Raw genomic sequence first — 21,967 nt, forward strand, 5'->3', positions numbered from 1 at the left:
TCGATTTCAGCCCCGATGGCCAGCAGTTAGCAACCGGTGGATTCGACGATGGCACAGCTCGCTTGTGGGACTTGAAGGGTAAACAGTTAGCTCAGTTTAAGCATCCCACAGGCCATGTCACTAGCATCGATTTCAGCCCCGATGGCCAGCAGTTAGCAACCGGTGGATTCGACGATGGCACTGCAAAACTATGGGAGATTGAGGAATTAGATGAGCTGACAGTACGTGCTTGTAATTGGGTAAAGGACTACTTGAAGAGCAATTCAACGGTCAATCGAGAGGATCGCCAACTCTGTGATGGGATCGGCGGACAGTAGTAGTGAAGCCTACTGGCTATGAAGGGGAGCCCCCTTGGGAAGAACTCCCCAGCCCTGAATTAGCTTATTCGCCCCCATACTAGCTCACTATAACTGCTTTATAGTACTAGCAACGGTATTTTCTCTTACTCTGCCTGTGCTCTAAATCTACAAGCACTACTGACAAGCTTGAGTAATCCTGAGATGTTCCTCTCTGTCTCTAATCTTCCTTAGAGGAATTTGCAGAACGCCGTCTATATTGCTGCGTTCGCTCTAAGAATCCCTCCAGTTGATTAATTTTCTCGATCAACCGCTCTCTTTCCTTGGCAAGTTCATCTGTAAAACGCTTGGTCCGATGCTCAATCTTCTCATCTAAAGCATGGATTCGATACTCTAACGTATCGACTTTGTTGTCGAACTCGTTGATGTGCAGTCTTAAGCGAGTGTCCAAATCCAAGATAGAGCGCTCAAGCTTACCTTTGATTTCATCAACCCCTTCAGCAACTTTGGTGCGGTTAATTAGCAGTTCCTCGCGTAAGCTACTGAACTTATGACTCAGGAAGTTGGTAACACCAACCACCATTCCCCCAACTGTGCCCAAGCCAATTAGCAAAGCGATTAAATCCTGTGCGCTCATGGGTTAGGGCCTTTGGTCAACTCTTCAAGCTGGATCTGCCAGTTCACATCTGGAGTTAGGCCGAGGCGGTAAGAGCGACGGCTTTTGCGCACCTCAAAAAAGCGCCTATAGAGGTTGCGCTGCAGGTAGTCGGGAGGATGGGGGAAGACGATGAGCTGCTTCTCGGGCTTAGGGTACAAGCGGATGCTCTGGGTAACTTGCGCCGGTCCCCCCAGGCCATAATCTGCCCGCAACCAGGCAAAGCTCCGCAGAGACATCGCTCTCGGCAGGGGCGGGATCAGGTAGGTGACGCGCAGGGTGGAGGTCTCGCTGAAGCCAGCAGTGGGAAAGGCAGTCCAGCCAGACTCGATGGGTCTAACTACGCCCAACTGTAGCCAGTCCCCAAAGTCATCCGTCAGGTAAGTCATCGCCCAGCTCCTCTAAGCGAGCTTCGTACTCGCCGCCTTCGAGGTAATCGCGCCACTCATGAGGCGTGGCTGGGGTGAAAAGACCGCTTAAACCGGGCCTGACCACAAACAGCGCTTCGTTGCCCACAGCTGCGGTTTGTTGCCAGCCGGGGGGCAGGGTTGCCCCCAAGGTTGCGTTGAACAACGGGTGCCCTGGCAGGATCAGCACGCCTCTAGCCACCTCCAGCTGCAGCCGGTGTGTTGCCATAGAGCAACGGCTGGGTGGCATTGAACCACTCGCCAGTGGTCGGCGGGTTATCGGAGTCGTAGAAGCTGCTGAACACAGAGCCGGTGTCTAGGCGAAGCGAGATCCGGCCTGGCTGGGGGAAGCGAGCACCTCTCACACAGCGGTTGCGTTCAGCGGCTGTGGTGACTGTGCTGGGCAGCTTCAGCCCTAGCTCATCGTTGTACTGGTCGAAGTCAGCTGAGTTCATCGGCCAGCAGTACAAAACCCCATCCACCTCTACCACAGCAGTTACGGTCTTGCCCGAGCTGCGGATGGCGACGCTGTTACCTGCTTTGGCGAGCCGCCATCCGGCAGAGCGAGCCGTACCCAGCTTGTTGTAAGCGCAGTAGGTGCTGACACTACCTTGAGCAGCAGCCACGGCTCCCGTAGTTAACCGCTTGCTGACCCGAGGCGGTTTGGGAGCGTTGGCACCGACCACTTTCGGTTGCGCGGTCGCGGCTAATTGCGCTTCTGCAATGTGCCCTAACTGAGCCGTTAAGTCTGCAGGGCTGATGCCCGATAGTGCTGCTAAATCTTTGGTCGTGAAAACATAACACAGGTTTGCGTTAACCAGCACACCCGTAACCTGGTCGCGCTTCTTTCCTCTTTGTGTGGGAGCCATTTGAGGCTATCTCCTAAATGAACGAATTAACTCACTGCAAAAAATCAATCGCTACAAATTCCAATCCGCCCGTTGGTCCGACTGACGCTTTAATCGGTAAGAAAGCGTCGATGTGAATCCAATCGTTCTCCTGAACTTGGACGCTGATATGCGCTCTAGTCTTGATGTTCTCAGGTGCTCCTCCCTTACTCTTGAGGCTGGCTAAAGTCGCGACTTCGATTAGAGCAGCCTCTACGCTCTTGCTCTTTAGCTCAGAGTTTTCCCCTGTATTTAAAAAAGCCATTGACAGCTAGCTGCTCAACAACAGCCTTACGCTAATCCCGATAAAACGGGCTTGTCAAGCGGGATTCTCGGAGATTTTAAACCCTCTGCTAAGCTCGATTTAACGCTTAAGGAGAATAGAATGCAACGCTTAAACCCTAAGGGTTTGTTTAATTGCACATTGGCTAAACTAAGCCAGTAGAGGGCTCCTCCGTAGGCCTACGGATCTTTTTCAATGGCTGAAGCTTATGAACGATGAGCTGTACGCTCGCCTCTCGACTCGGAGCCGCCGCTCCCTGATCAAACGCCACTATCAGGTGGGGCGTCGAGCCTATCGCAATTACTACTACCGACCTCGTAGGCGACTGCTCGCTCGCCTGTGTGAGGAGCTGAACCAATCAGTTGAGGCGGTGATTGAGCAGCTCTATGAGGAACGCTATGAGCGTCTGTCTCAGCTGTACGGCTCGGAGGTCAGCCGTGAACAGATTCACCACGAGCGCGATTTGGCCCTGCAGATCTACGTCTAGCCAGGCTTACACCGTGTCCTTGAACAGCTCGGTGAGGGTTTCAGCCACATCCGGCGGCTCGTGCTCAGGCCATAGCAGGATACGGGCTTGGTTTCTGACCACATCGCCTCTCACCAAGCCTCTGGCTCCTGGCGTCTGCGCTTTGGGGTTCAGCAGCTTGGCCTGGTTGATTACTGTGAAGAAGGCAGGGTAGACCCGGATGCTCTCCTTGTACAGCCGCGTATTGCTCGCCCGTCTGCCCTCTTTCTTCTCCTCAGCAATAGTCAGGGTCTGCAGAGTAGCCTCGGACAGGGCCAACAGGGCCTTGAGCCGGTCTTCAGCGTCAGTCTCACTACCGCCGTAAACCTGCATCTGCCGACCATTACTCAGCTGTGCTGTTGCTCGGAAGCGGCCCCAGAGGTAGCCGTTGAGGCCACCGCAAGCGAGTTTGACCTGTTCCCAGCTAATCGAGCGCTTCACGTCAGGGATGCTGTAGGTGGCTCGGATCAGCTCTTTACCGTCGCGGGCTTTCCAGGGTGGTGTCTTGACCGAGTAGAAGGTGACAAGCAGCTTGCGGGCCATCGCTGCGCCTTTGACCGCCTCGACCAGGGGAGCTCCGACAATTGCGCCGACATCACGGTTCTCTAGTAGCTGGTATTGTGTCAGCGTCTGCACCAGCGCAGGCTTGAGGAGTTGCTCGGGTCCACTGAGCACCAAGCGCTCGTTTTCGACAGTGCGGTCAGGTTGGATCTCCACGGTGCGAGCTTTGCCCAAGGCCTGCTCTTGCACCATGCGCTGCGTGGCTAGGTAAGACTCAATCGAGCCTGCTACGACATAACCTGCCTCGACACAAGCATCGAAGGCCTCGTCGAAGAATTCCTCGACAAAGTTCTGCACAAACTGGTTATCGATCGACTCGATTTTGTTCTCGAACGCCTGGGCAAAGCTCCAGGGCTGCGAGTTTTGCTCGCCCCACTTCGCGAGTTTCTCGGCATCCCCGCCAAACAGGGCCAGGCCAAACTTATTGCCAGGCTGTTTCAACCACCGCCGCACATTCTTGTAGAGCCACAGGATCCCAGCTTGAACTGCACTTCTCAGCCCTGACTGCACCACCACTTGCAAATTGCCGATGAACTCCTCCATCGCTTCTTCGCCCACCTCCTTGAGTACATAAGCACCCATCGGAGCATTGAAGGAGAAGATCACCGCGCCGGGCAGAATCCCACAGCTCAACCAGCCCACGGCATTTCCCGCGAGCCCACCTAGCAGGCCCCCAAAGCTATCCCAGAGGTTTTTCATCTGGGCATCAATGGAGGGGTCTGTGGTGTTCCAGTTGAATTGCCAGATGTACTGCACCGTGGAAGTGAACAGCCCCCACAAACTGGTCAGGGTAAACGCGCCGATGCCAAACAGCAGCGAGAGACCTGAGGTCAGCAGGCGAGCAGCTCGACCCAGGAAACCCAGCACATTGAAGCCGCCCTCTGAGCCCCGAGAGGCTAGGTTACGAGTGCCTACCGTGTTCTTGATGAGCTTGCCGGGTAGCTCACTCTTGAGCAGCTTCAACGCTAGAGCCATTAGCGCGATCCTCCGCTCGGCGTCTCATCCGCTGGCGGTTTATCGCTAGTGTTGCCAATTTCCTTGATCTGCGGTCGGCGCTCGTAATTACGACCGTAGGGGTGCTGTGTATCGGTGATGCCTGAGGTCGTGGTGAAGCCGGTTTCTGCTTGCTCCAGAAAGGTGCTGAATTTGGATTTTGCCCCGTCATCATCCGACTTGGGCTCAGTGTCTGAGAACTTGACCGCTCGCTTCAAGATGTCGAGGATTTGCGCCCCCATCGGTTGTTTGGGATCTAGCTTCTGCCAGAAGGCGGCTCTGATAATTGCAGCCGCTTGTACCAAATCAAGCAAATCATCTTTGAGTGTGCGTTCCTGCTTCAGGTGAAAGGCTTTGATTTTCTGCTTAGATTCCTTCAGAATCTTGGCGAGGTCGTTCTTATTCAGATCATTGGCATCGACCGCTGGAACTGTGAAGGTTAACGGGATTTCTGTTTGTTTATCCTCACCCTCATAACCGAGATATTCAGAGTTTGCCCGAGTGTACAGTAGGGCTTGGGCTGAGGTTTGAGCCACGGCACCCGTTTGGATCAAGTTGCGCAAGCCTAAGTTGGTATGCACTTCGCTGTTCGCCTGTAATTGAATCAATAGAGCAATGATTTCGGTGAGCGCTTCAGCGATGTTGGGAATAATCACCTTTGTTGGCTGATTTCCCTCTTTCACATAGTCAGCATCCTCAATCTCGATCTTGGTTTGGAAGCGCCCAATAACAGCATCAAATTGCTCAATCTGCCAGGCCAGGAGTTCTGCTAAGCTGGGCAGCTTTTTAGTATTAGTTGGGCTGTATTTTCCCCAGATGCCATCAGTTTTATCGTCCTCTTTATCGAGCAACGTTTCGGGTACCTCTGCCGGGAAAACGCCATAGCCTGCACGATGATAGGGAGCTGCAGCTAAGTTCTTGAGGTACTCCAACAGGTTATGCGTCTCAACCTCGTTGATTTTCTCCTCACCCTTTTCCTCGGTGTACTGAACCTCTGCGGCTGTTTTTAGCTCAGCCTCAAAGTTTTTCTTCAGCTTAAGTTGGTCTTCCGTTCCCCAACTATCACCCCCCAATACTTTGTAAATGCGCTCGATTCTACAGCCCAGTTTGCGCAGCTCCAAAATTTGCGCAAAGTTCAAAGCAGCAGAAGTATCTGTTCCTTTGATGATTTTGACGGTCTGTTCCTCTGTCTCGAATTCAGCGCCTTTGCAGGCCTTAAAGACCGTTACTTTGAGGTCTGAAACGTCCATACCGCCTCCTACGCCTGCTCTGGCTGCGGGGATTGTGAATGAGAACGCATAGCTAGTCTTTCCGGTTTTCGCGATAGCTACAGCTGCGGTGTTACCGGTGGTGGTGCGAACTGAAGATATTGACAACGTGGGGACTGGCCCTGGATCGCCATCCTTGCCATCTTTGCCATCCCGCCCGTTCCTCGCAGGCTTGGCATCTCTGCCAGGTCTGCCGCTAATGCCTACGCCATCCTTGCCGTTCTTACCTGGCTTGCCGTCCTTACCATCACGCGCCGGTTTCGCGTCACGACCGTCTTTGCCATCCCGCCCATTACTCGCAGGCTTCGCGTCGCGCCCGTTCCTGCCATCCCGCCCGTTTCTTGCAGGCTTCGCGTCGCGCCCATTGCGGCCATTGGTGCCGTTCCGACCATCGCGGCCATTTCTACCGTCACGGCCTCTACCACTGCCTCTAAGCTTTGAAAGCGCTTTCAAAATCTCTGCAATCGCTTTCAAAATTTCAGCGACTCGCCGAATTAATCCATTGATTTCTATTTTTAGATTCAGGGCTAGTGCTAGCGCTCTTGAAGCTTTGGCGTCTACTTCATTGATGCGGCCAATCAACTTCTGCACTAAAGTCGCTAAATCCCTTAAATCTCGCACCAAGCGAGCCACATCACCCTGCAAACCTTTGATGTCACCCTCTAAACGATCCACCCTTGATTGCAGCTTAAACAGGATGCCAAGTATCCTGCTAATTTCGCGCTCTAGCCCAGCTACCCGCTCCTCTAGAGCTGTAACCCTAGCAGGCAGAGACAGCAAAGCAGCAATCAGATTAAACAGCTCAGACAATCGCCTTAATGCTTGCTCTGCAACACTCAACGCTTGCTCTGCTAAAGCCTTTGCAAGCTGAGCCAAAGCCTTTGCAGCTTCTGCCAGAGTAATTGCCTTACGGATATCAGGATAAAGCTCAGCCTTAGCTCTGGCAACGGCTTTGGCGATGATGCGTTCCTCGTCGATTGGCTCGCAGCAACTGGGCATTATTTACACCTCTTACAGCAATATCCGGGATAGTAAGGGGATGGGCATTTGACACAACCCTCCGGGCAATCGTCATCACAAGTGCCTTCAGCCGTAGGGCAAGTGTCGTAGTAGTCTGAACTCCACACGATGCCGTTTTTATCTCGAATATGCAAACGGCACTGATAAACATCTGGATCGTCATTCGGATCCATCGGCAAGACCTTACAGGATTGCGGGTTATTGTCGTTAGCATTACCAGCAAAAAAGTCGCTTGGTCCATCTTTGCCGGTGTAGTAACAGCCCCACTCTCGACCACTAATGCCTTCTAATACTAGTTTGATGATGCGTACCGGACCTCGGATATTAATCCGGGCTGCATCACCATACTGATGCTCTCGATTCAGACAGACAATCTTATAACGAACATCCTCCTTCAATCCTTTCTCTAGAAGTTTGCGTTCTGTATCCCAACTCACAGGAGTAGGGGAAATCTCAAGCTTTACCTTAGCGCCCGTTGGCAAATTCACCGTAACTTTTGCCCTCTCTTTCCCGGCACAAATCGCCATCGATTAAAGCCCTTTGCCTGCTTTGTAGTGTGCATTGATTCGATTAGCTGGTAGAGCCGTGCTGTAGATCGCGACTTCATCAATTACAGCCTTGAGGTGGCGCACGCCTGGCCCTGCTCCAATCAAAATCGGGCCAGTAGGCGGGATGTAACGCAAAGTTCTTTTGAAGACACATCTCCCATCCAAGTAGAGAAAGAAGTCTTCAAATTGTCGAGTAATCACGACATGATGCTTTGTTTGGCCTAGCGGTTGATAGGTAGGCAGCCAGTCCACATACTCGGAAATGCCTGTGAAATAATCACCAGCCTGGTCATAGTTGCTGCCATTGCCAACACCAAAACCATAACCATCGATTCTCGCGCCCAGATGCACGATTGAGCCCTGAACGCTGGGGGCTTTAAGTTGTACCCAGGCCTCTATCGTTGCATCCTCACGGTTGTAAAAGCGTGGCACAACGATTCTTGAATCCACACCATTAAAAGAGGCTGCGCCATCGTCATCCGTGTCTAGTAAGCCAGGTACTCCTAGCGTGACGTTCTCATAGGCTCCGTGCCGGTCGTAGCCAGAACTATCCAGCGCTACCATTCCATCTGTTTCACTCAGGCGAAAGTAATAGTCGGGATAATCGAGCAAAACTTGTGCTTTATAGTCTTGCCTAATGGCTTCAAAATCAACACCCCCTCCACTCCCACCGAGGAACTCCTTACGGATGTGATGGAGGACGCCTGTTGCTTCATCTTCAATGGGAATCAAATCTCCAGCCGATGCTTTCTCTTTAGGTGGCAACTCATGAACCTGCATTTGCCCACCTCTAGTTCGCGTAGGTGTCGGGCGACATCATGGGAACGCTGGTCTCTTTCAGCAAGCGCACCTCGATATCGTGGCGGCTGTAGACCCGGCTGTTCTCCGAGACAATCGAATAGTTAAAAGTGGGGTCATGCACAACCACCACATTTCTCGTCGCTGGGTCGATTGCCCGGCTAGCCTCGCTAAATTCCACCAAGCCTAAAAGCACCAGTGCAACAAACAATTCTTCAGCGGTGTCTGTTGCGCCTGGCGTGTAGGTATAACCCGCAGCTGCAAGCTTTGTTTGCAAGTCTGCTTTGGCGATTGTGAATGCGTTATTAGTCTGAGTGAAACCTGCACCAAAGAACTCAGTGACTGTTTTCTCCGCCATGATTGCCCCTATTTGAAAAGCTCGGGTGATAGGTGCTCAACCGTAGAAGGCAACAGGAGGTTAAGGATAAGCGTATGCATAGAGTAAGGCACTTTTTTCTCAATCGCCACAGTATAGGCCCAGTAAAACCCTTGGATTTTTGACCAGTTCTTCTGATTTGCGAAGGTGAGAGGCTCGCCTAACTCATTGATGATGGGCTCGCCTGACTCGCTGGTCAGATGTCCCTCTTGATAGGTAAGAAAACGCAGCAGCAGAGCGGTAAGCAACTGCTCTGCTGTGTTGTGGCCTGTAGGGGTAAAGCCGACGTTAACTAGATTTGCTTTTTGAACAGTAAAGCTATTTGCATCTTGGCTGAAGCTAGATCCAAACAGCTCGGAGTATGTGAAACGAGCCATATGCGTTTCCAAATGCCCTTAGGGTAGCCCAGTTGAGCTGTGTAAACCTAATTGCTGCATTCATCAATTGACTTGAAGGTGATGGAGTTTTCTCTTGATGAAAGTGATTAGCTCTTATTCTCTCTCGCATTCGTGCTCTATGGCCTCCAAGACCAATTGGATCTGTAAACTAAATTTACGCCTGAAACTTCTTTCCATGCCCTAGGCTCCCACATTAATTTCTTTTTATTCTTCGTCTTACTATATTTAAAGCCTTCATCTAATGAATCAAATACCTCTTTCGTAATGTATGTATGGTATGGGCTGTTTCGAATACCACTCAGTTTAGCAGCAACGTTTGGAGCACGTCCTACCCACACTAAATCATTGTTGTCTTGAATACCACTTCGAACTACTAAAACCTTACTTGTGTCTATCCCAACACATTGAGCGAGTTTAAACGTCCCTCTGCTAAGGCTAGAATATTTAGCCTCAAGTTTAGGTTTAATGATGTTCAAAAAGGCATAGTTGATGTTGAACGCGCACTTTACAGCTGAAAAATTTTTAGAGCGGCCTAGGAAAACTCCCATAACTCGATCGCCATCAAAGCTACGGATGCTACCACCTCGTGCTCTGATGATTCTCGATGTACACCTTAGAAAGCTCTTAAATACCTTAGCTGATACTCGACGATCTTGCTGCATTGCCAATTCAGTTGAATCTGCGAGATCTGCATAAAGCATCGTTGCATTGAGTCTGACAGCACCACCTGTTAAAGTAACATTTTTAGTCCTAGGGACAACTATACCACCACGGATATTCCATTCTTGGTTGAGGGTGATATTAACATCTAAGGCTAGATCATCTATCAGTGCCACTCAGTTCACCTTTTCCATTGATACATTGGTTACTTAGAGCCATGTATAGCTACAACCTTCCGAATCTCGTTACAGATTGGTGCTACACGAGCTTGTAGCGTATTTAAATCGCCTGGAGCATAACTCAATATTGTGATACCTAGAAGATCAGAAGGAATCTTTATATCTACGCCGCGAGCTTTAACTATGATTGTTCTCGCACGTCCTAAAGCACCCATAAATAGACCAAGCTCAAATACTACGTTATCGCGTGGAGCTGCTCTTTCTAGGCCGCGACTGACTATAGCATCGTCATGACCTAACACAAGAACTGCAAAATCTGAAACTTCTACAATCCTTGTGAGATCCTCAATTGTGGAACGAGAGGCTTGAAAGATGCCATCTGTCCAAACGTTAGTTAACAGATTGTCGTGGGATAAGCCAGTTTGAATTTCTCGTGCAATGTTAAGTGTTTCTGCCGACGAGCCAATAAAGATGATTGGTTGTGGATTAGGTTGGGTAACATATTTACTACGCTCGCGTAGCCGCTCAGCTAGCTCTAATGCAAGCCGTCGCCAAAGTTTAGGAAAGCTGTTGGCCAAAGTAGTGAAAGCAGGCTCAGTGATTTTTGCAACAACTGTCTGCTCGACTGCTCGATTGGTTGCGCTTCGCCTCGCTGTTGGGTCAATTAAAGCCATCTCTCCGATGTGACACCCTGAGCCTCTACAAGCGACCAGACGTCCATTGATAAGAACACACACCTTTCCCGTGAGTATGAGATATATCTCGGAATCAATATCTCCCTGCGTTATAATATCTTGGCCGATTTCAAATTGTTGCAACTCACTCACAGAAGAAAGGACTATTGCAAGTGATTCATCATCCTGTACAATGTTCTGTTTGCAAATTGCTGTTATTAATCGACGGGTACCATCTTCGCCCTTGAAACGGCTTAGCACGTTTATCTCCTATGGGGGATATTCTTTAACCCATTCGAGGCAGTGAGGTGTTGAAGTGTACTTCTAAATTTCTAAGCTTCAGTTCCGATACCTGTTCTGCAGGCCAGGGCCTACAACCTCTTTCACCATACATCTCTTCTCCTTTACACACGACGGAGCTAATTTAAACCCCACATCGAGACTCCTTAACTTCATTCAATCTAGACTTTTTAGCCAAGAATTAAAATCGTCTGCCAAGGGTTACAAAGTACAAGGGCCGTTTGCTAATAGGCAAAGAGAATTGAGGTTTTAACTTAAAAATTCTGGATTATAAAGCTAGCTAGCTTATCATACTGTGCATCCATTTTCTTCATCAGAGTAGTCTGATCTCGCGCCCATGTTCTACTCTTAACATTATCGCGTGTTGGTTTTGCTTGTGGCAGGTATTTGATCGGGATGTTCTGAACAATGCTATCGGGTGCCATTACATTCAAGTCTTCGATACTTGCAACAGGTTCTGGGCCGATAAAATCTGGAATAGCAGAATATGCTTTAATGCTTTTTAATTTGGGGATCAACTCATTATTAATAGAAAACCTCACTTTCGCAAATTGAGCTTGATCTGCACCTGTTTTTGAGACCTGTTTTGAACCAACTTTTTTTCTAGTGTCAAATCCATTAAAAATCCAACCGCCAAATTTCGGCTGTCCCTTGTGAGGTATTATTTGGTCGTACGAATTGGATTGAAGGTAGCGAGCTTTACCTTGCTCCCAGTCTTCTATAAATCTAGGCAAAACCTGTCCAATTAGACCTACACAGTATGCAGAAAATAAATCAGGCGTACACGGAACAAGAAAATAATCTGAGGAGTACAAAGCCGCTCTGACAAGAGTGTTAAAGGACGGCGGTAGATCTATCAGCACGAAATCGTACTGTTTGCCAAATTCTCTCTCTACTGAGTTGATTAAGCTTGATGGCATTAAGAAACGATATAAACCTGCTCCTCCAATTACATCAGTCCCCACGTTCAAAATGTCAGAAAAATTATTAAGCCAGAAATCACCAGGTACAATATCAAGTTTCCCGTTTAAAGGACCACGCTTGGGTTTAGCAATATGTGGCTTTCCCGGAGCATTTTGCTGAATGTATGGCAAAGCAAAAGCTCGTATTGTCTTGCCGTAAGGTAACTCCTGAGAACTCTCTAGATACTGTGAAAACTCCTCATCTCCCAATGCAGCAATAGATAAATTGCACTGAGGATCGAAGTCAATCACTAATACTGCCTTATCTTGCTCTGCTAATGATGTCGCTAAATTCCAAAGCGTCGTCGTTTTGCCAACGCCACCTTTATTATTGAATAGCGCGATCACTTTTGCCATTGAACCTTCCTTTTTTCTAAGCCAGTGCAGAATTTGCCTGCACTGGAACACTGGCCCTGACTGTAATTGCCTTACAGGCATTGGAAAATCAGCATATCTCGTTCTCCAATTTCCTACAGCAGCAGGACTAACACTTGCTAGTTGGGCTATTTCATATAGCCCAATCAAATCGTCATTATGCATCGACCTCTATAAGAAGCTGTAATCAGATGGATAACACCTTCAATAAGTGTGAACGCTGTTCACAAAATTGTCAAGGAATTTGTGAACAGCGTTCACAGGCTTGCAACTGAGGCTGCCTCAGCTACTGGACAACTAATTGCGAAGACTGCAATAGGTCAACGCTGGAATGCGTGTTTGAGGCTCCTATATCCCCTGAAGATTACGCTGTAGTACGTCAGGTCGAAGGATGTGCTAGTCCAAATTTGGGCCAGGGCTTGTAGTACACCTGCATCTAGCTCCTTGCCCTACCGTGAAGCCCGCATGACAGTAGGCAATTGTTGTTGAGAGTTATCGATTTCAGTTTCTAGACCAGGGAATGCTATGCAGACCAATCTTTACAGAGGGTTTTGGCTTGTTTAATAACTCCTGATTTGCTTTCTCTTGCTTATCAGGTAGATAGCCATATTTCCGAAGTAGACGTTTGATGATGGCGCGGAGTTTGGCTCCTACAGCTTTTCATTCTGTCCAATTAATAGTGGCACTACGAAGCTAGACATTTACTAAATCTTCAATCATCACCCATCAGAACCATGAAATTCTAACTAATATGCTGACATGGCTGGATTTCTGGGAATATTTTAGCAATATGTGCTGAGGCTAAACCCGTTCGGCTATGAGCAAAAAAGACCTGAGTGAAGCCGATATCTGCGATCGCTACATTACTCCTGCACTCTATGAGGCAGGTTGGAAAAAGAGCCAGGTTCGCCGAGAGTATTACTTCACAGACGGTCAAATGATTGTTCGAGGTCAGATGACAGTCCGGGGAGACAGGAAGTTCGCGGACTATCTGCTGTTCTACCAATCGAACCAGCCGATTGCAGTGATTGAGGCGAAGGACAATAACCGTAGCGTTGGAGCAGGGATCCAGCAAGCTTTGCGCTATGCGGCTGCTCTACAGGTTCCGTTTGTCTTTTCTTCTAATGGAGATGCCTTTTTATTTCATGACAGAAGTGGCACTTATAGCCAGGTTGAGCAGCAGATCGGGTTGGATGCGTTTCCATCGCCTGATGAGCTGTGGGAGCGATATAAGCAGTGGAAAAACCTGCAAAACGCTAGCGAAGATTTGCTGACTTCTTCCTATTTCATTGAGATTGGGGGGAAGGAACCTCGCTACTATCAGCAGCTTGCAGTCAATCGCACCGTTGAGGCGATCGCTCGTGGTCAAAAGCGGTGTTTGCTGGTGATGGCAACTGGAGCAGGCAAAACTTACACGGTTTTCAACATTATCTGGCGATTGTGGAAGACGAAGGTTTCGAGGCGGATTTTATTCCTTGCGGATCGCAATGCCCTGGTGGATCAGACGATCGTGAATGACTTTCGTCCCTTTGGGGAGGTAATGACCAAGCTTGATCGCAGGCTGGTGGATGAGACTGGGCGGATCAATACCTCTTACGAGATCTATCTGGGGCTGTATCAGTCGATTATCGGCAATGAGGAGCGAGACAACCTTTATGAAAAGTTCGATCGCGATTTCTTCGATCTGGTGGTGATTGACGAGTGTCACCGGGGCAGTGCGGCAGATGATTCTAATTGGCGGCAGGTGCTTGATTACTTTTCAGATGCGATTCAGGTGGGCTTGACCGCCACGCCCAAAGAAACCAAGTACGTCTCGAATATTGACTACTTCGGCGTGCCTATCTTCAAGTACTCTCTGAAACAGGGGATTGAAGACGGCTTTCTTGCTCCGTTTCGCCGGATTCAAGTTGACCTAGATAAAGACCTAGAAGGCTGGACTCCAGAATCAGGAGAGTACGATGACCAGGGTCAACTGATTGAGGAGCGAGACTACAACCTGAGGGACTACGATCGCACGGTTGTGTTTGACCAACGAACTCAACGAGTGGCGGAGTATGTCACCCAGTTTCTCCATGATGGCGATCCAATGCGAAAAACAATTGTTTTTTGTGAGGATATTGACCACGCAGAACGGATGAGGGGAGCGATCGCCAACGTCACACTCAACCGGGAATTGATCCAAAAAGATCACCGTTATGTCATGCGAATTACGGGCGATGAGAAGGAGGGCAAAGCACAACTCGACAACTTCATCAACCCTAAAGAAACGTATCCGGTGATTGCTACAACCTCTAAGCTGATGACAACGGGGGTGGATGCTCAGACCTGTCATGTGATTGTGTTAGATCAGCGCATCCAGTCGATGACGGAGTTTAAGCAGATTATCGGTCGGGGCACTCGTCTTCGCCCGGATTACGACAAAAATTTCTTCACGATTATTGATTTTCGAGGGGCAACTCAGCTTTTTGAAGACCAGGATTGGGATGGTCCGCCAATGCAGGACGAGGATTTTGGCAAGGGAGGCCAATCATCTGATCCCGATCGAGAAGGGAAAACGGATGGGGGAGATGAAGAAGACGGAGGAGATAAGGGAGAGCGAATTAAGTATCAGGTGGGTCGTCAGGAGTTCCAGGTTGCGAAGGAGCGAGTAAGCTATTACGACAAGGATGGCAAACTCACAACCGAATCGCTGAAGGACTATACCCGCCGCACGGTGAATGAGACATATCAGTCTCTAGATAGCTTCCTTAATAAGTGGAATAAAGCCGATCGCAAGCAAGCGATTCTCGATGAGTTGAAAGCGCATGGAGTGATTTTAGAAGCTTTGGAGGGCATGGTTGGTAAGGATTATGACCTCTTCGACTTAATCTGCCATGTGGCGTTTGATCGCCCACCTCTGACCCGCAAGGAACGGGCTGAAAAGGTTCGTAAACAGGATATGTTTGCGAAGTACGGTGAAATGGCTCGTGCAGTCTTAGTTGCTTTGCTGGATAAGTACGCGGATCAGGGGGTTGTGTCGATCGAAGACAAAACCGTTTTGCAGCTTGACCCGTTTGCGAAACTGGGAACTCCGGTGGAGTTAGTTAAAAGTTTTGGCGGCAAGAAGCAGTATCAAGCCGCGATTCAAGAGCTAGAGCAACTGCTGTACGAAGACCAGGGCGCTTGAGGCTTTTACCTAACTAGGGTACAACTGTCTTTTAGTTTGAGTGAGAGAACATCGGTATGTCGCTGAGTGCCACCATCAAATCTATCCAAGACATCATGCGAAAAGATGTAGGGGTAGATGGCGATGCCCAGCGCATTGGACAGTTGGGCTGGATGCTGTTTTACAAAATCTTCAGCGACCAGGACACGGAGTTAGAGATCAACCAGGATGACTATGATTCTCCGATTCCGTCGGATTTGCGGTGGGATGAGTGGGCAGACAGCACCAAGCTGGGTAAACGTGCGCCAACTGGAGATGACCTGCTGAAGCTGATCGATGGGCAGTTATTCCCCCAGCTGAAGGCACTCGATGGCAAGGACTTGGAGGGTATTGCTCAGGAGCGGGCGTTATTGCTGCGGAGCGTATTTGAGGATGCCTACAACTACATGAAGTCGGGCACGCTGCTGCGACAGGTAGTAGACAAGATTAACGAGAGCATTGACTTTAACCAGTCGAAAACTCGCAATCTGTTTGGCGATCTCTACGAACAGATTCTTAAAGACCTCCAGAGTGCCGGAAATGCAGGTGAGTTTTATACACCTCGTGCCGTGACTCAGTTTGCGGTGGACATGGTGAATCCGCAACTGGGCGAGAAGGTGCTTGACCCGGCCTGTGGCACGGGAGGCTTTTTGACTTGTGCTTACGAACATTTGAAGCAGCAGGCAAAATCGACGAAGGAGTTGGAACTGGCAAAGCGAAGCGTTTTTGGTGTGGAGAAGAAGCAACTGCCACACCTGCTTTGTGTCACCAACATGATGGTGCATGGCATTGAGGTGCCGACGAACGTGCGCCACGATAATACGCTCCGCAAGCCGCTGAGAGACTATGGGCGCGAGGATCAGGTGGAGGTTGTGGTGACGAACCCTCCCTTTGGTGGCATGGAGGAGGATGGAATTGAGCGGGGCTTTCCGACTGAGTTTCAGACGCGGGAAACGGCAGACCTGTTTCTAGTGCTGGTGATGGAGCTGCTGAAGGATAGCGGCAGAGCGGCAATCGTCCTTCCCGATGGCACGTTGTTTGGCGAGGGCATCAAGACTCGCGTTAAAGAAAAGCTGCTGCGGAACTGCAATCTACATACGATCGTCCGACTGCCGAATGGTGTGTTTAGCCCCTACACCAGCATTCGCACCAACATCCTGTTTTTCACGAAGGGCAAGCCCACGACTGAGGTCTGGTATTACGAGCATCCCTACCCGCCAGGGGCAAAGTCTTACAACAAGACAAAGCCGATGCGGATTGAGGAGTTTGAGACGGAAAAAGCCTGGTGGAACAACCGCGAGGAAACCGAGTATGCCTGGAAGGTGTCGGTGGAAACGATCGCCGCTAATGGATACAACCTGGACATCAAGAACCCAAATGCGGTAGGAGCTAGCCACGAAGACCCGCTGTTGCTGCTGGCGCAATATCAGGAAGCAGCAGCAACAGCAGACCAAGCGCGACTGGCATTAAAGACAGCATTGCAAGCGTGTTTAGAGCAATCAGCAGGATAAGGACGCATGGAAACATTGAATTGGATGGATAGGATCACGGCAGCGTTGGCAATCGCCATTTTTGCAGGTGGATTATTCATGCTCGTGTCGGGTGCGTGGTCTGCACGAGATAAATAAGCGCAATGGATCTCCAAACCTTTCTAGCAAACTTCGATACGATCGCTGAAGCTCCCAACGGTATCCCAAAACTGCGATCTCTCATCCTCGATCTGGCAGTGAGGGGAAAGTTAGCCCCTCAAAATTTAGAAGATGAACCTTTAGAAAAAATATTGAAGCAGGTCAAATTAAAAAAAGAGAAATTAGTTGAAGGGAAAAAGCTCAGAAGGGATGTGCAGTTCCCTGACATTAAGGATACTGAGGTCAGTTTTGAGATTCCATCGAGCTGGACTTGGGTTAGGCTGCAGGATATTGCTTTAAAGATAACTGATGGTGAGCATCTCTCTCCTAATAAAGCATCTTCTGGCGTGCCCTTATTAACAGCAAAAAATGTTCTTGAGCAGGGTTTATCCTTCAATAATATTCAGTATATCTCCGCCAAAGATGCTCAGAAATCCAGGTTGCGTTGTGATCCAGAATTTGGTGATGTATTAATTTGTAGCCGAGGCACAATAGGGCGAACTGCCATAGTTGACACCATAGATCTCTTTTGCTTGATGGGAAGTGTAATACTTATTAAGCCTTCAGAGGCAATTCTTGGTGAATATTTAAAGCATTACTTGTCTAAGGAATCCACGCGAACTCTACTTCAAAGAATGTCTGGAGCTACGGCCGTTAAAGCTTTATACTTGAAGGATGTTATTAGTTGCCCTATTCCCCTTCCGTCTATAGCTGAGCAGAAGCGAATTATTAAGAAGGTAGATGAGTTGATGGCGTTGTGCGATCGCCTTCAAGCTGCCAAGCAAACGCGAGACAACCTGCGGCAAAAACTGAGGGGAAGTGCGATTAATTCTCTCATGAAGGCCGAAACGGATGAGGAGTTGAAGAAGGGATGGGCGATTGTTCGCGATAACTGGCAGACTCTCAGCCAAAAGCCCGAAGATGTGGATGATTTGCGGCGATCAGTTTTGCAATTGGCTATGCGGGGAAAACTTGTTTCTCAAAGTATAGATGATGAAAATATAGATGCTCTGCTTATAAAAGCAGAACAGTATCAACCAAAGTATAAGCCTAGTGAAAAAGACTATGTAGCAGACACTATTAATGATAGCTACTTTACTTTCTATGAACTCCCCAAAAGCTGGAAATGGCTAAGATTAAGAGAGTTATCTAGTTCTATGGCAAATGGTTTGTACAAGCCTGCCAGCTTCTATTCAGATGAAGGTATAGCAAGTATTAGAATGTTCAATATTCAAAATGGTCATTTGCTTCTTGATCAGTTAAAGAGAATTAATGTCACCAATGAAGAGTATTCTACTTATCAATTAGCTTATGGGGATATAGTTGTTAACAGAGTTAATAGTAGAGAATTAGTTGGTAAGTCTGCGATTGTAGATGTAGTTAACGAGCCTATGGTTTATGAGGCAATGAACATCCGTGTCAGGCTTATTCCTAGCGTTACGTTTCCTCACTATATCAATTTGGTTTTATTAAATGGAAGTTCTAGAAAACTATTCTTCAATGTGGCAAAACAAGCTTCTGGCCAAGCTTCTGTTAGTCAACCTCAAGTTGGTAGCCTTCCGATTCCTTTTCCACCACTTGCTGAACAGAAACGGATTGTCGCCAAAGTGGATGAACTGATGCAGATGTGTGATCGGCTTGAAGAAAGTTTGTGCCAGAGTCAGCAACGAGCAGAAGCCTTAGCTGCATCCGCTATAAGCCAACTAGCAATTTGACACCAGTAGGTTAAGCAGACAATCATTGCCACTCTGTAAACGGCAAGCACTATCTTGCTAAAAGCCCAGATACAGATATAGGGAAGCTGAATGTCCAGCCTCATCAATCAGCCTAGCGATCGTTAGTTGCTTCGCATTTACCTGGATATACGACCACCGCGCATCTTTCGGCACCCAGAAGACATTCATTACATCTAAAGAAGCGCTCAAAGCTATCGTCTAGAGCAATGCATGAAGGCCAGCGCATCTCTACACTGGCCTACAGCACAAGCAGCAGTTCAGTTGCTGACCTTTAGATTCTTCTGCGCTTGCCTCTCCAAATACCCGCAGGAAATCCAGTATTCCACCCCAAGCCCCCAGCTCTCAGCTCGCACCAGTGCTTCATATTCCCCTTGCTCGTTTCGCCTGGTGTCTAGTACGGTCAGGTCTTTACCTCGACAGGTGACAGCAATTGCTCCAGCAGGCGCATTGCGTTTGTAGCGACACACATCACCTTTGCGCAGCGCTACGGCTCTACGACGTTTGGTCATGGGTAGAGGTGGCTGATCACGCTGATCAGAGTTGGCGAAAGTGAGATCAGCAGCCTCTTGTGACAGTTGCTGATCGTTAAGCTGCTCGCTCAACTCATTTTTGGGCGTTTTATTGGAGCAATTGGAGAAAGTTGGAGAAACAGTTGGAGAAACTTCTCCTTGCCCTGTCTGCGTTTCAGCCGTTTCTCCAACTGGTTGGGCCTTTTGCGGTGGGTGGGTGAGATCAGCGGTACGAAGATCAGTGAACACGGGTGTACTGATATGACAGTTTGCATTAGGCTGATCGCTGATCTGAGGATCACTAGAGGAAAAAATGTTGTTTTTTGTTGGAGCAACGCCTGAATCGCTTGCTGTGTCTGTCTTTGCTTTCTCCAACAATTCTCCAATTTCTCCAACTGGCCTTGTAGCCGTGCGGGTTTGAGGCCCCTCTTTCTCCAACGATTCTCCAACTAGGCGACTGCGGTGATAGGTTGCTGGCGTTCCTCTACGACCTCCCTGCTTGCTGATTAGGTCGTCAGCTTGCAGCCGTCCTAAAACTGTTGCAGCCGATTTGATCGGCAACTGGCAGGCGATGGCGATCTGCTCCACAGTGCCCGAGCCAAACTCGTTGAGGTAATCCAGAACGCGCTCGCGCTGGTCCCGGTTGACAGCAGGCTTCCACTGCCCGAGCAACCGCCAAGTTAGCGTGTCTGGATTCAGCCGGATTTGTAAGTCGAGTTTGCCGTAGCCGTGTTCAACGAACAGTCGATGAGTGTCGCCCTCAGTGCCTAGAATCCAGGTCCCTCGACAAGTGGCCCGAATGGCGCTGCTACCTCGAATTGTCTCGAACACATCCAGCTCGCTCGCGTTGCTGACGTTCACCTTGGCAGTGTGGTGAATTAGCAGGATGGTCGCTGGTAGGTAGCTCGCCAACTCTTGTAGAGGTTCCAACGCTCGCGACATCTCTGCTGAGGACTCGGAGATTGAGTCGTCGCGAACGCGGCTAAGCGTGTCAAGGACGATCAGACGGGGCTGAATTTCCTCAGCCAGCTCAATTAGATAAGGCAACTGGCTGAGCTTGAATTTGTTGAGCCAGTAAATAGGTAAGCCCGCTCCCCATCCCTGGGCGAGCTCGCGCTCCTTGATTTTGATCTCTGAGTCCTCAAGGTTGACGTACAGAACAGGGCCTTGAGTCGTGGGTCGATCGAGAAACTTCTGACCTGTGCCCACAGCATGAGCCAAGGTCATGCCCATCAGCGATTTACCACCTCTAGGAGCGGTGGCCAATAGAAACAGCTCGTTAGAGGGCAGCAGATCGGGAACCAGCCAGTCAACATAGTTTGCTGCCCTAGCTAGCAACTGGTCATTGGTCACCAACCAAGCTCTCAGCGGATTCTGCACTGGTGTAGGGCTAGCTGAAGCTGAGGTTGCCTTGGGCTCTGGCTGGACACACTGCTCAGCTGCTTCCTGAAACTCCCCAACCCCAAAGCCAGCATTGAGCGCATTGCTAACGTCCCAGCCTTGAACGTGTGAGAACTTCTCGCGCCAAGGCACCTGCGCTATCCAACCCCGCTCACCTAAAGCCAAAGCAACTTTCTTTGCTCCTTCCTCGCCTGGTTGCAGTCCAGTCTTAGGATGGGGTGCGTCGTTGCGGTCGTAGAACGTTACCACTCGGCCTGGCAATCGCTCTAGTTCCTCGGTTGGCGGCACCGTTCCACAGCCACTAGTGAAGGTAGCTACAGCAACTGACTCACCAGCGATGTGCTCTCGCACTGCCCAACCCAGCAGGTAGGCATCCCACTCACCTTCACAGAGCCAAGTCACAGTTGCAGCCGTAGGCTTCCAGGTGAAGTAGACCACCGGTGGCACCCCGTATTGACTCCAGGGCATGTACTCCGGCGGTTGCTCTGATTCAGGCAGCCAAGGGGCGAGCCGCGACTTCTGATAATAAGCAGTGCCATCGCGATCAGCTGGGATGTGAAGCGCAATCGCCCAGAGCATTGGGCCATCTCGACCGCAGCGCTTCCGCACTAGGCCTAGACGGTAAGCCTTGATCATCTCGACCGTAATACCCCTGCGCTCTAGCCAAGTCCGAGCTGCTTCAGCAACTAGGCCCTGACCTAACAACCGCTGCTGCGCTTCCTTCACTTGTTGGGGAGCAATCGTAACCCGCTTAGCTGGTGCAGATGCGGTTATGTGATGAGTCAGAGCTGTGGGAATAGCTCGGTCTTTAGGAGATCCTAGCGATTCTCGAATGTGCTCTGTTGCGCAGCCTTTGAAGCATTTGTAGGCTCCTGTGGATGTTTCTACTCGCAAGCTTGGCCGCTTAGGCTTGTGATCAGATTGGCAGCTTGGACAAGGCACGTTCACCCAACCATTTCGGCTCTGGGGTTTGGGCAGTTCAAGATGTTTGCGAATGTCGAATTGCTCCCCTGTTGGGGAGGAAGAAAGATAAGTCATAATCACCCTAAGAATGTCTGTACTAGCGCTCGAACCCGAGCGCTTTTAGCTTTAGAAGCAGCCAGAAAAACACTGAAACCTAGGCAGTGAAGAGAGCCTAGGTTTCAGCCGTTGGGTATGTACGAATTCACGTGAGGGGCATGCCATGATCAAAACGCTCCTATCAACGATGGTGAGCAAGTTGCGAGCGCTCTGGCCTTGATAGCTGGCAGCTGCGGACAGAGCGCCGCAACTCCAAAATGATAGGAGTGGAAACAGATGTATAGGGTCCGTGGAATCCCTGAATCGGACCCTGCCAACTTGAACCCAAAAGCCGAAATTATAGA

The 21,967-nt window shown here is 49.6% G+C and carries 20 protein-coding genes and 1 pseudogene; 5 read left to right on the forward strand and 16 right to left on the reverse strand.

Annotation, left to right across the window (positions count from 1 at the left end; genetic code table 11):
- On the forward strand, window positions 1-317 hold a 317-nt coding region (locus tag H6F94_RS05155), incomplete at its 5' end, for a WD40 repeat domain-containing protein (protein ID WP_396426417.1).
- A 199-nt stretch (window positions 318-516) separates the two neighbouring features.
- On the opposite strand, the gene H6F94_RS05160 is transcribed toward H6F94_RS05155, so the two are convergent.
- Genes H6F94_RS05160 through H6F94_RS05180 form a run of 5 tightly spaced genes read right to left on the reverse strand, consistent with a single transcriptional unit; the run spans window position 517 to window position 2,510 of the window.
- Window positions 517-933: a hypothetical protein gene (locus tag H6F94_RS05160; protein WP_190801163.1), complete on the reverse strand. Its 417-nt coding sequence runs from the start codon at window positions 931-933 to the stop codon at window positions 517-519.
- Window positions 930-1,340: a hypothetical protein gene (locus H6F94_RS05165; RefSeq protein ID WP_190801164.1), complete on the reverse strand. Its 411-nt coding sequence runs from the start codon at window positions 1,338-1,340 to the stop codon at window positions 930-932. The genes H6F94_RS05160 and H6F94_RS05165 overlap by 4 nt, the downstream gene beginning before the upstream one ends.
- Window positions 1,321-1,587: a hypothetical protein gene (locus H6F94_RS05170; RefSeq protein WP_190801165.1), complete on the reverse strand. Its 267-nt coding sequence runs from the start codon at window positions 1,585-1,587 to the stop codon at window positions 1,321-1,323. The genes H6F94_RS05165 and H6F94_RS05170 overlap by 20 nt, the downstream gene beginning before the upstream one ends.
- Complete coding sequence (locus tag H6F94_RS05175) at window positions 1,553-2,227, reverse strand: hypothetical protein (protein ID WP_190801166.1); 675 nt, start codon at window positions 2,225-2,227, stop codon at window positions 1,553-1,555. The genes H6F94_RS05170 and H6F94_RS05175 overlap by 35 nt, the downstream gene beginning before the upstream one ends.
- 31 nt (window positions 2,228-2,258) lie before the next feature.
- Entirely contained in the window at window positions 2,259-2,510 is a 252-nt protein-coding gene (locus tag H6F94_RS05180) for a hypothetical protein (protein ID WP_190801167.1), read from the reverse strand.
- A 226-nt stretch (window positions 2,511-2,736) separates the two neighbouring features.
- Between H6F94_RS05180 and H6F94_RS05185 the strand changes: the two genes are divergently transcribed.
- Entirely contained in the window at window positions 2,737-3,015 is a 279-nt protein-coding gene (locus H6F94_RS05185) for a hypothetical protein (protein WP_190801168.1), read from the forward strand.
- A gap of 6 nt (window positions 3,016-3,021) precedes the next feature.
- Here the strand turns inward: H6F94_RS05185 and H6F94_RS05190 are convergent, their stop codons facing one another.
- From H6F94_RS05190 to H6F94_RS33485, 10 genes and pseudogenes are all read right to left on the reverse strand, one after another.
- A complete protein-coding gene (locus H6F94_RS05190; protein WP_190801169.1) occupies window positions 3,022-4,569 on the reverse strand; it encodes a hypothetical protein in 1,548 nt (515 codons plus the stop codon).
- The gene (locus tag H6F94_RS05195) at window positions 4,569-6,854 is read right to left on the reverse strand and encodes a collagen-like protein (RefSeq protein WP_190801170.1); all 2,286 of its coding nucleotides are present in this window, start codon (window positions 6,852-6,854) and stop codon (window positions 4,569-4,571) included. Before H6F94_RS05195 ends, H6F94_RS05190 begins: the two co-directional genes overlap by 1 nt.
- Entirely contained in the window at window positions 6,854-7,312 is a 459-nt protein-coding gene (locus H6F94_RS05200; protein WP_190801171.1) for a hypothetical protein, read from the reverse strand. The genes H6F94_RS05195 and H6F94_RS05200 overlap by 1 nt, the downstream gene beginning before the upstream one ends.
- A 93-nt stretch (window positions 7,313-7,405) precedes the next feature.
- Window positions 7,406-8,203, reverse strand: coding sequence for a LamG-like jellyroll fold domain-containing protein (locus H6F94_RS05205; RefSeq protein ID WP_190801172.1), 798 nt, complete (start codon window positions 8,201-8,203; stop codon window positions 7,406-7,408).
- Between the two features lie 10 nt (window positions 8,204-8,213).
- Window positions 8,214-8,579 carry a hypothetical protein gene (locus tag H6F94_RS05210; RefSeq protein ID WP_190801173.1) on the reverse strand — a complete coding sequence of 122 codons (366 nt, stop codon included), beginning with the start codon at window positions 8,577-8,579 and terminating at the stop codon, window positions 8,214-8,216.
- Window positions 8,580-8,587: 8 nt separating this feature from the next.
- A complete protein-coding gene (locus tag H6F94_RS05215; RefSeq protein WP_190801174.1) occupies window positions 8,588-8,974 on the reverse strand; it encodes a hypothetical protein in 387 nt (128 codons plus the stop codon).
- Window positions 8,975-9,111: 137 nt separating this feature from the next.
- A complete protein-coding gene (locus H6F94_RS05220; RefSeq protein ID WP_190801175.1) occupies window positions 9,112-9,831 on the reverse strand; it encodes an adenylate/guanylate cyclase domain-containing protein in 720 nt (239 codons plus the stop codon).
- A 29-nt stretch (window positions 9,832-9,860) separates the two neighbouring features.
- Window positions 9,861-10,769 (reverse strand): TIR domain-containing protein, encoded by a 909-nt coding sequence (locus tag H6F94_RS05225; RefSeq protein WP_190801176.1) that lies wholly within the window; start codon window positions 10,767-10,769, stop codon window positions 9,861-9,863.
- Between the two features lie 293 nt (window positions 10,770-11,062).
- Window positions 11,063-12,310: a ParA family protein gene (locus tag H6F94_RS05230; protein WP_190801177.1), complete on the reverse strand. Its 1,248-nt coding sequence runs from the start codon at window positions 12,308-12,310 to the stop codon at window positions 11,063-11,065.
- Window positions 12,311-12,646: 336 nt separating this feature from the next.
- Window positions 12,647-12,790 (reverse strand): annotated as a pseudogene (locus tag H6F94_RS33485) (hypothetical protein); the annotation flags it as partial.
- Window positions 12,791-12,962: 172 nt separating this feature from the next.
- Between H6F94_RS33485 and hsdR the strand changes: the two are divergent.
- The 3 genes from hsdR (at window position 12,963) to H6F94_RS05250 (ending at window position 18,672) form a co-directional block, all read left to right on the forward strand.
- The gene (hsdR, locus tag H6F94_RS05240; protein WP_190801178.1) at window positions 12,963-15,311 is read left to right on the forward strand and encodes an EcoAI/FtnUII family type I restriction enzme subunit R; all 2,349 of its coding nucleotides are present in this window, start codon (window positions 12,963-12,965) and stop codon (window positions 15,309-15,311) included.
- A 56-nt stretch (window positions 15,312-15,367) separates the two neighbouring features.
- Window positions 15,368-16,840: a type I restriction-modification system subunit M gene (locus tag H6F94_RS05245; protein WP_190801179.1), complete on the forward strand. Its 1,473-nt coding sequence runs from the start codon at window positions 15,368-15,370 to the stop codon at window positions 16,838-16,840.
- 122 nt (window positions 16,841-16,962) lie between these two features.
- The gene (locus H6F94_RS05250) at window positions 16,963-18,672 is read left to right on the forward strand and encodes a restriction endonuclease subunit S (RefSeq protein WP_190801180.1); all 1,710 of its coding nucleotides are present in this window, start codon (window positions 16,963-16,965) and stop codon (window positions 18,670-18,672) included.
- A 278-nt stretch (window positions 18,673-18,950) separates the two neighbouring features.
- Here the strand turns inward: H6F94_RS05250 and H6F94_RS05255 are convergent, their stop codons facing one another.
- Window positions 18,951-21,641, reverse strand: a complete 2,691-nt coding sequence (locus H6F94_RS05255) for an AAA family ATPase (protein WP_190801181.1) — start codon at window positions 21,639-21,641, stop codon at window positions 18,951-18,953.
- Between the last annotated feature and the right edge of the window lie 326 nt (window positions 21,642-21,967).

The organism is Leptolyngbya sp. FACHB-261, from assembly GCF_014696065.1.
Taxonomy (GTDB): domain Bacteria; phylum Cyanobacteriota; class Cyanobacteriia; order FACHB-261; family FACHB-261; genus FACHB-261.

Bases quoted from the DNA above. Each gene is read 5' to 3' on its own strand.
- H6F94_RS05160 (WP_190801163.1), bottom strand. From the start codon at position 933: ATGAGCGCACAGGATTTAATCGCTTTGCTAATTGGCTTGGGCACAGTT.
- H6F94_RS05165 (WP_190801164.1), bottom strand. From the start codon at position 1,340: ATGACTTACCTGACGGATGACTTTGGGGACTGGCTACAGTTGGGCGTA.
- H6F94_RS05170 (WP_190801165.1), bottom strand. From the start codon at position 1,587: ATGGCAACACACCGGCTGCAGCTGGAGGTGGCTAGAGGCGTGCTGATC.
- H6F94_RS05175 (WP_190801166.1), bottom strand. From the start codon at position 2,227: ATGGCTCCCACACAAAGAGGAAAGAAGCGCGACCAGGTTACGGGTGTG.
- H6F94_RS05180 (WP_190801167.1), bottom strand. From the start codon at position 2,510: ATGGCTTTTTTAAATACAGGGGAAAACTCTGAGCTAAAGAGCAAGAGC.
- H6F94_RS05185 (WP_190801168.1), top strand. From the start codon at position 2,737: ATGAACGATGAGCTGTACGCTCGCCTCTCGACTCGGAGCCGCCGCTCC.
- H6F94_RS05190 (WP_190801169.1), bottom strand. From the start codon at position 4,569: ATGGCTCTAGCGTTGAAGCTGCTCAAGAGTGAGCTACCCGGCAAGCTC.
- H6F94_RS05195 (WP_190801170.1), bottom strand. From the start codon at position 6,854: ATGCCCAGTTGCTGCGAGCCAATCGACGAGGAACGCATCATCGCCAAA.
- H6F94_RS05205 (WP_190801172.1), bottom strand. From the start codon at position 8,203: ATGCAGGTTCATGAGTTGCCACCTAAAGAGAAAGCATCGGCTGGAGAT.
- H6F94_RS05210 (WP_190801173.1), bottom strand. From the start codon at position 8,579: ATGGCGGAGAAAACAGTCACTGAGTTCTTTGGTGCAGGTTTCACTCAG.
- H6F94_RS05215 (WP_190801174.1), bottom strand. From the start codon at position 8,974: ATGGCTCGTTTCACATACTCCGAGCTGTTTGGATCTAGCTTCAGCCAA.
- H6F94_RS05230 (WP_190801177.1), bottom strand. From the start codon at position 12,310: ATGCATAATGACGATTTGATTGGGCTATATGAAATAGCCCAACTAGCA.
- hsdR (WP_190801178.1), top strand. From the start codon at position 12,963: ATGAGCAAAAAAGACCTGAGTGAAGCCGATATCTGCGATCGCTACATT.
- H6F94_RS05245 (WP_190801179.1), top strand. From the start codon at position 15,368: ATGTCGCTGAGTGCCACCATCAAATCTATCCAAGACATCATGCGAAAA.
- H6F94_RS05250 (WP_190801180.1), top strand. From the start codon at position 16,963: ATGGATCTCCAAACCTTTCTAGCAAACTTCGATACGATCGCTGAAGCT.
- H6F94_RS05255 (WP_190801181.1), bottom strand. From the start codon at position 21,641: ATGACTTATCTTTCTTCCTCCCCAACAGGGGAGCAATTCGACATTCGC.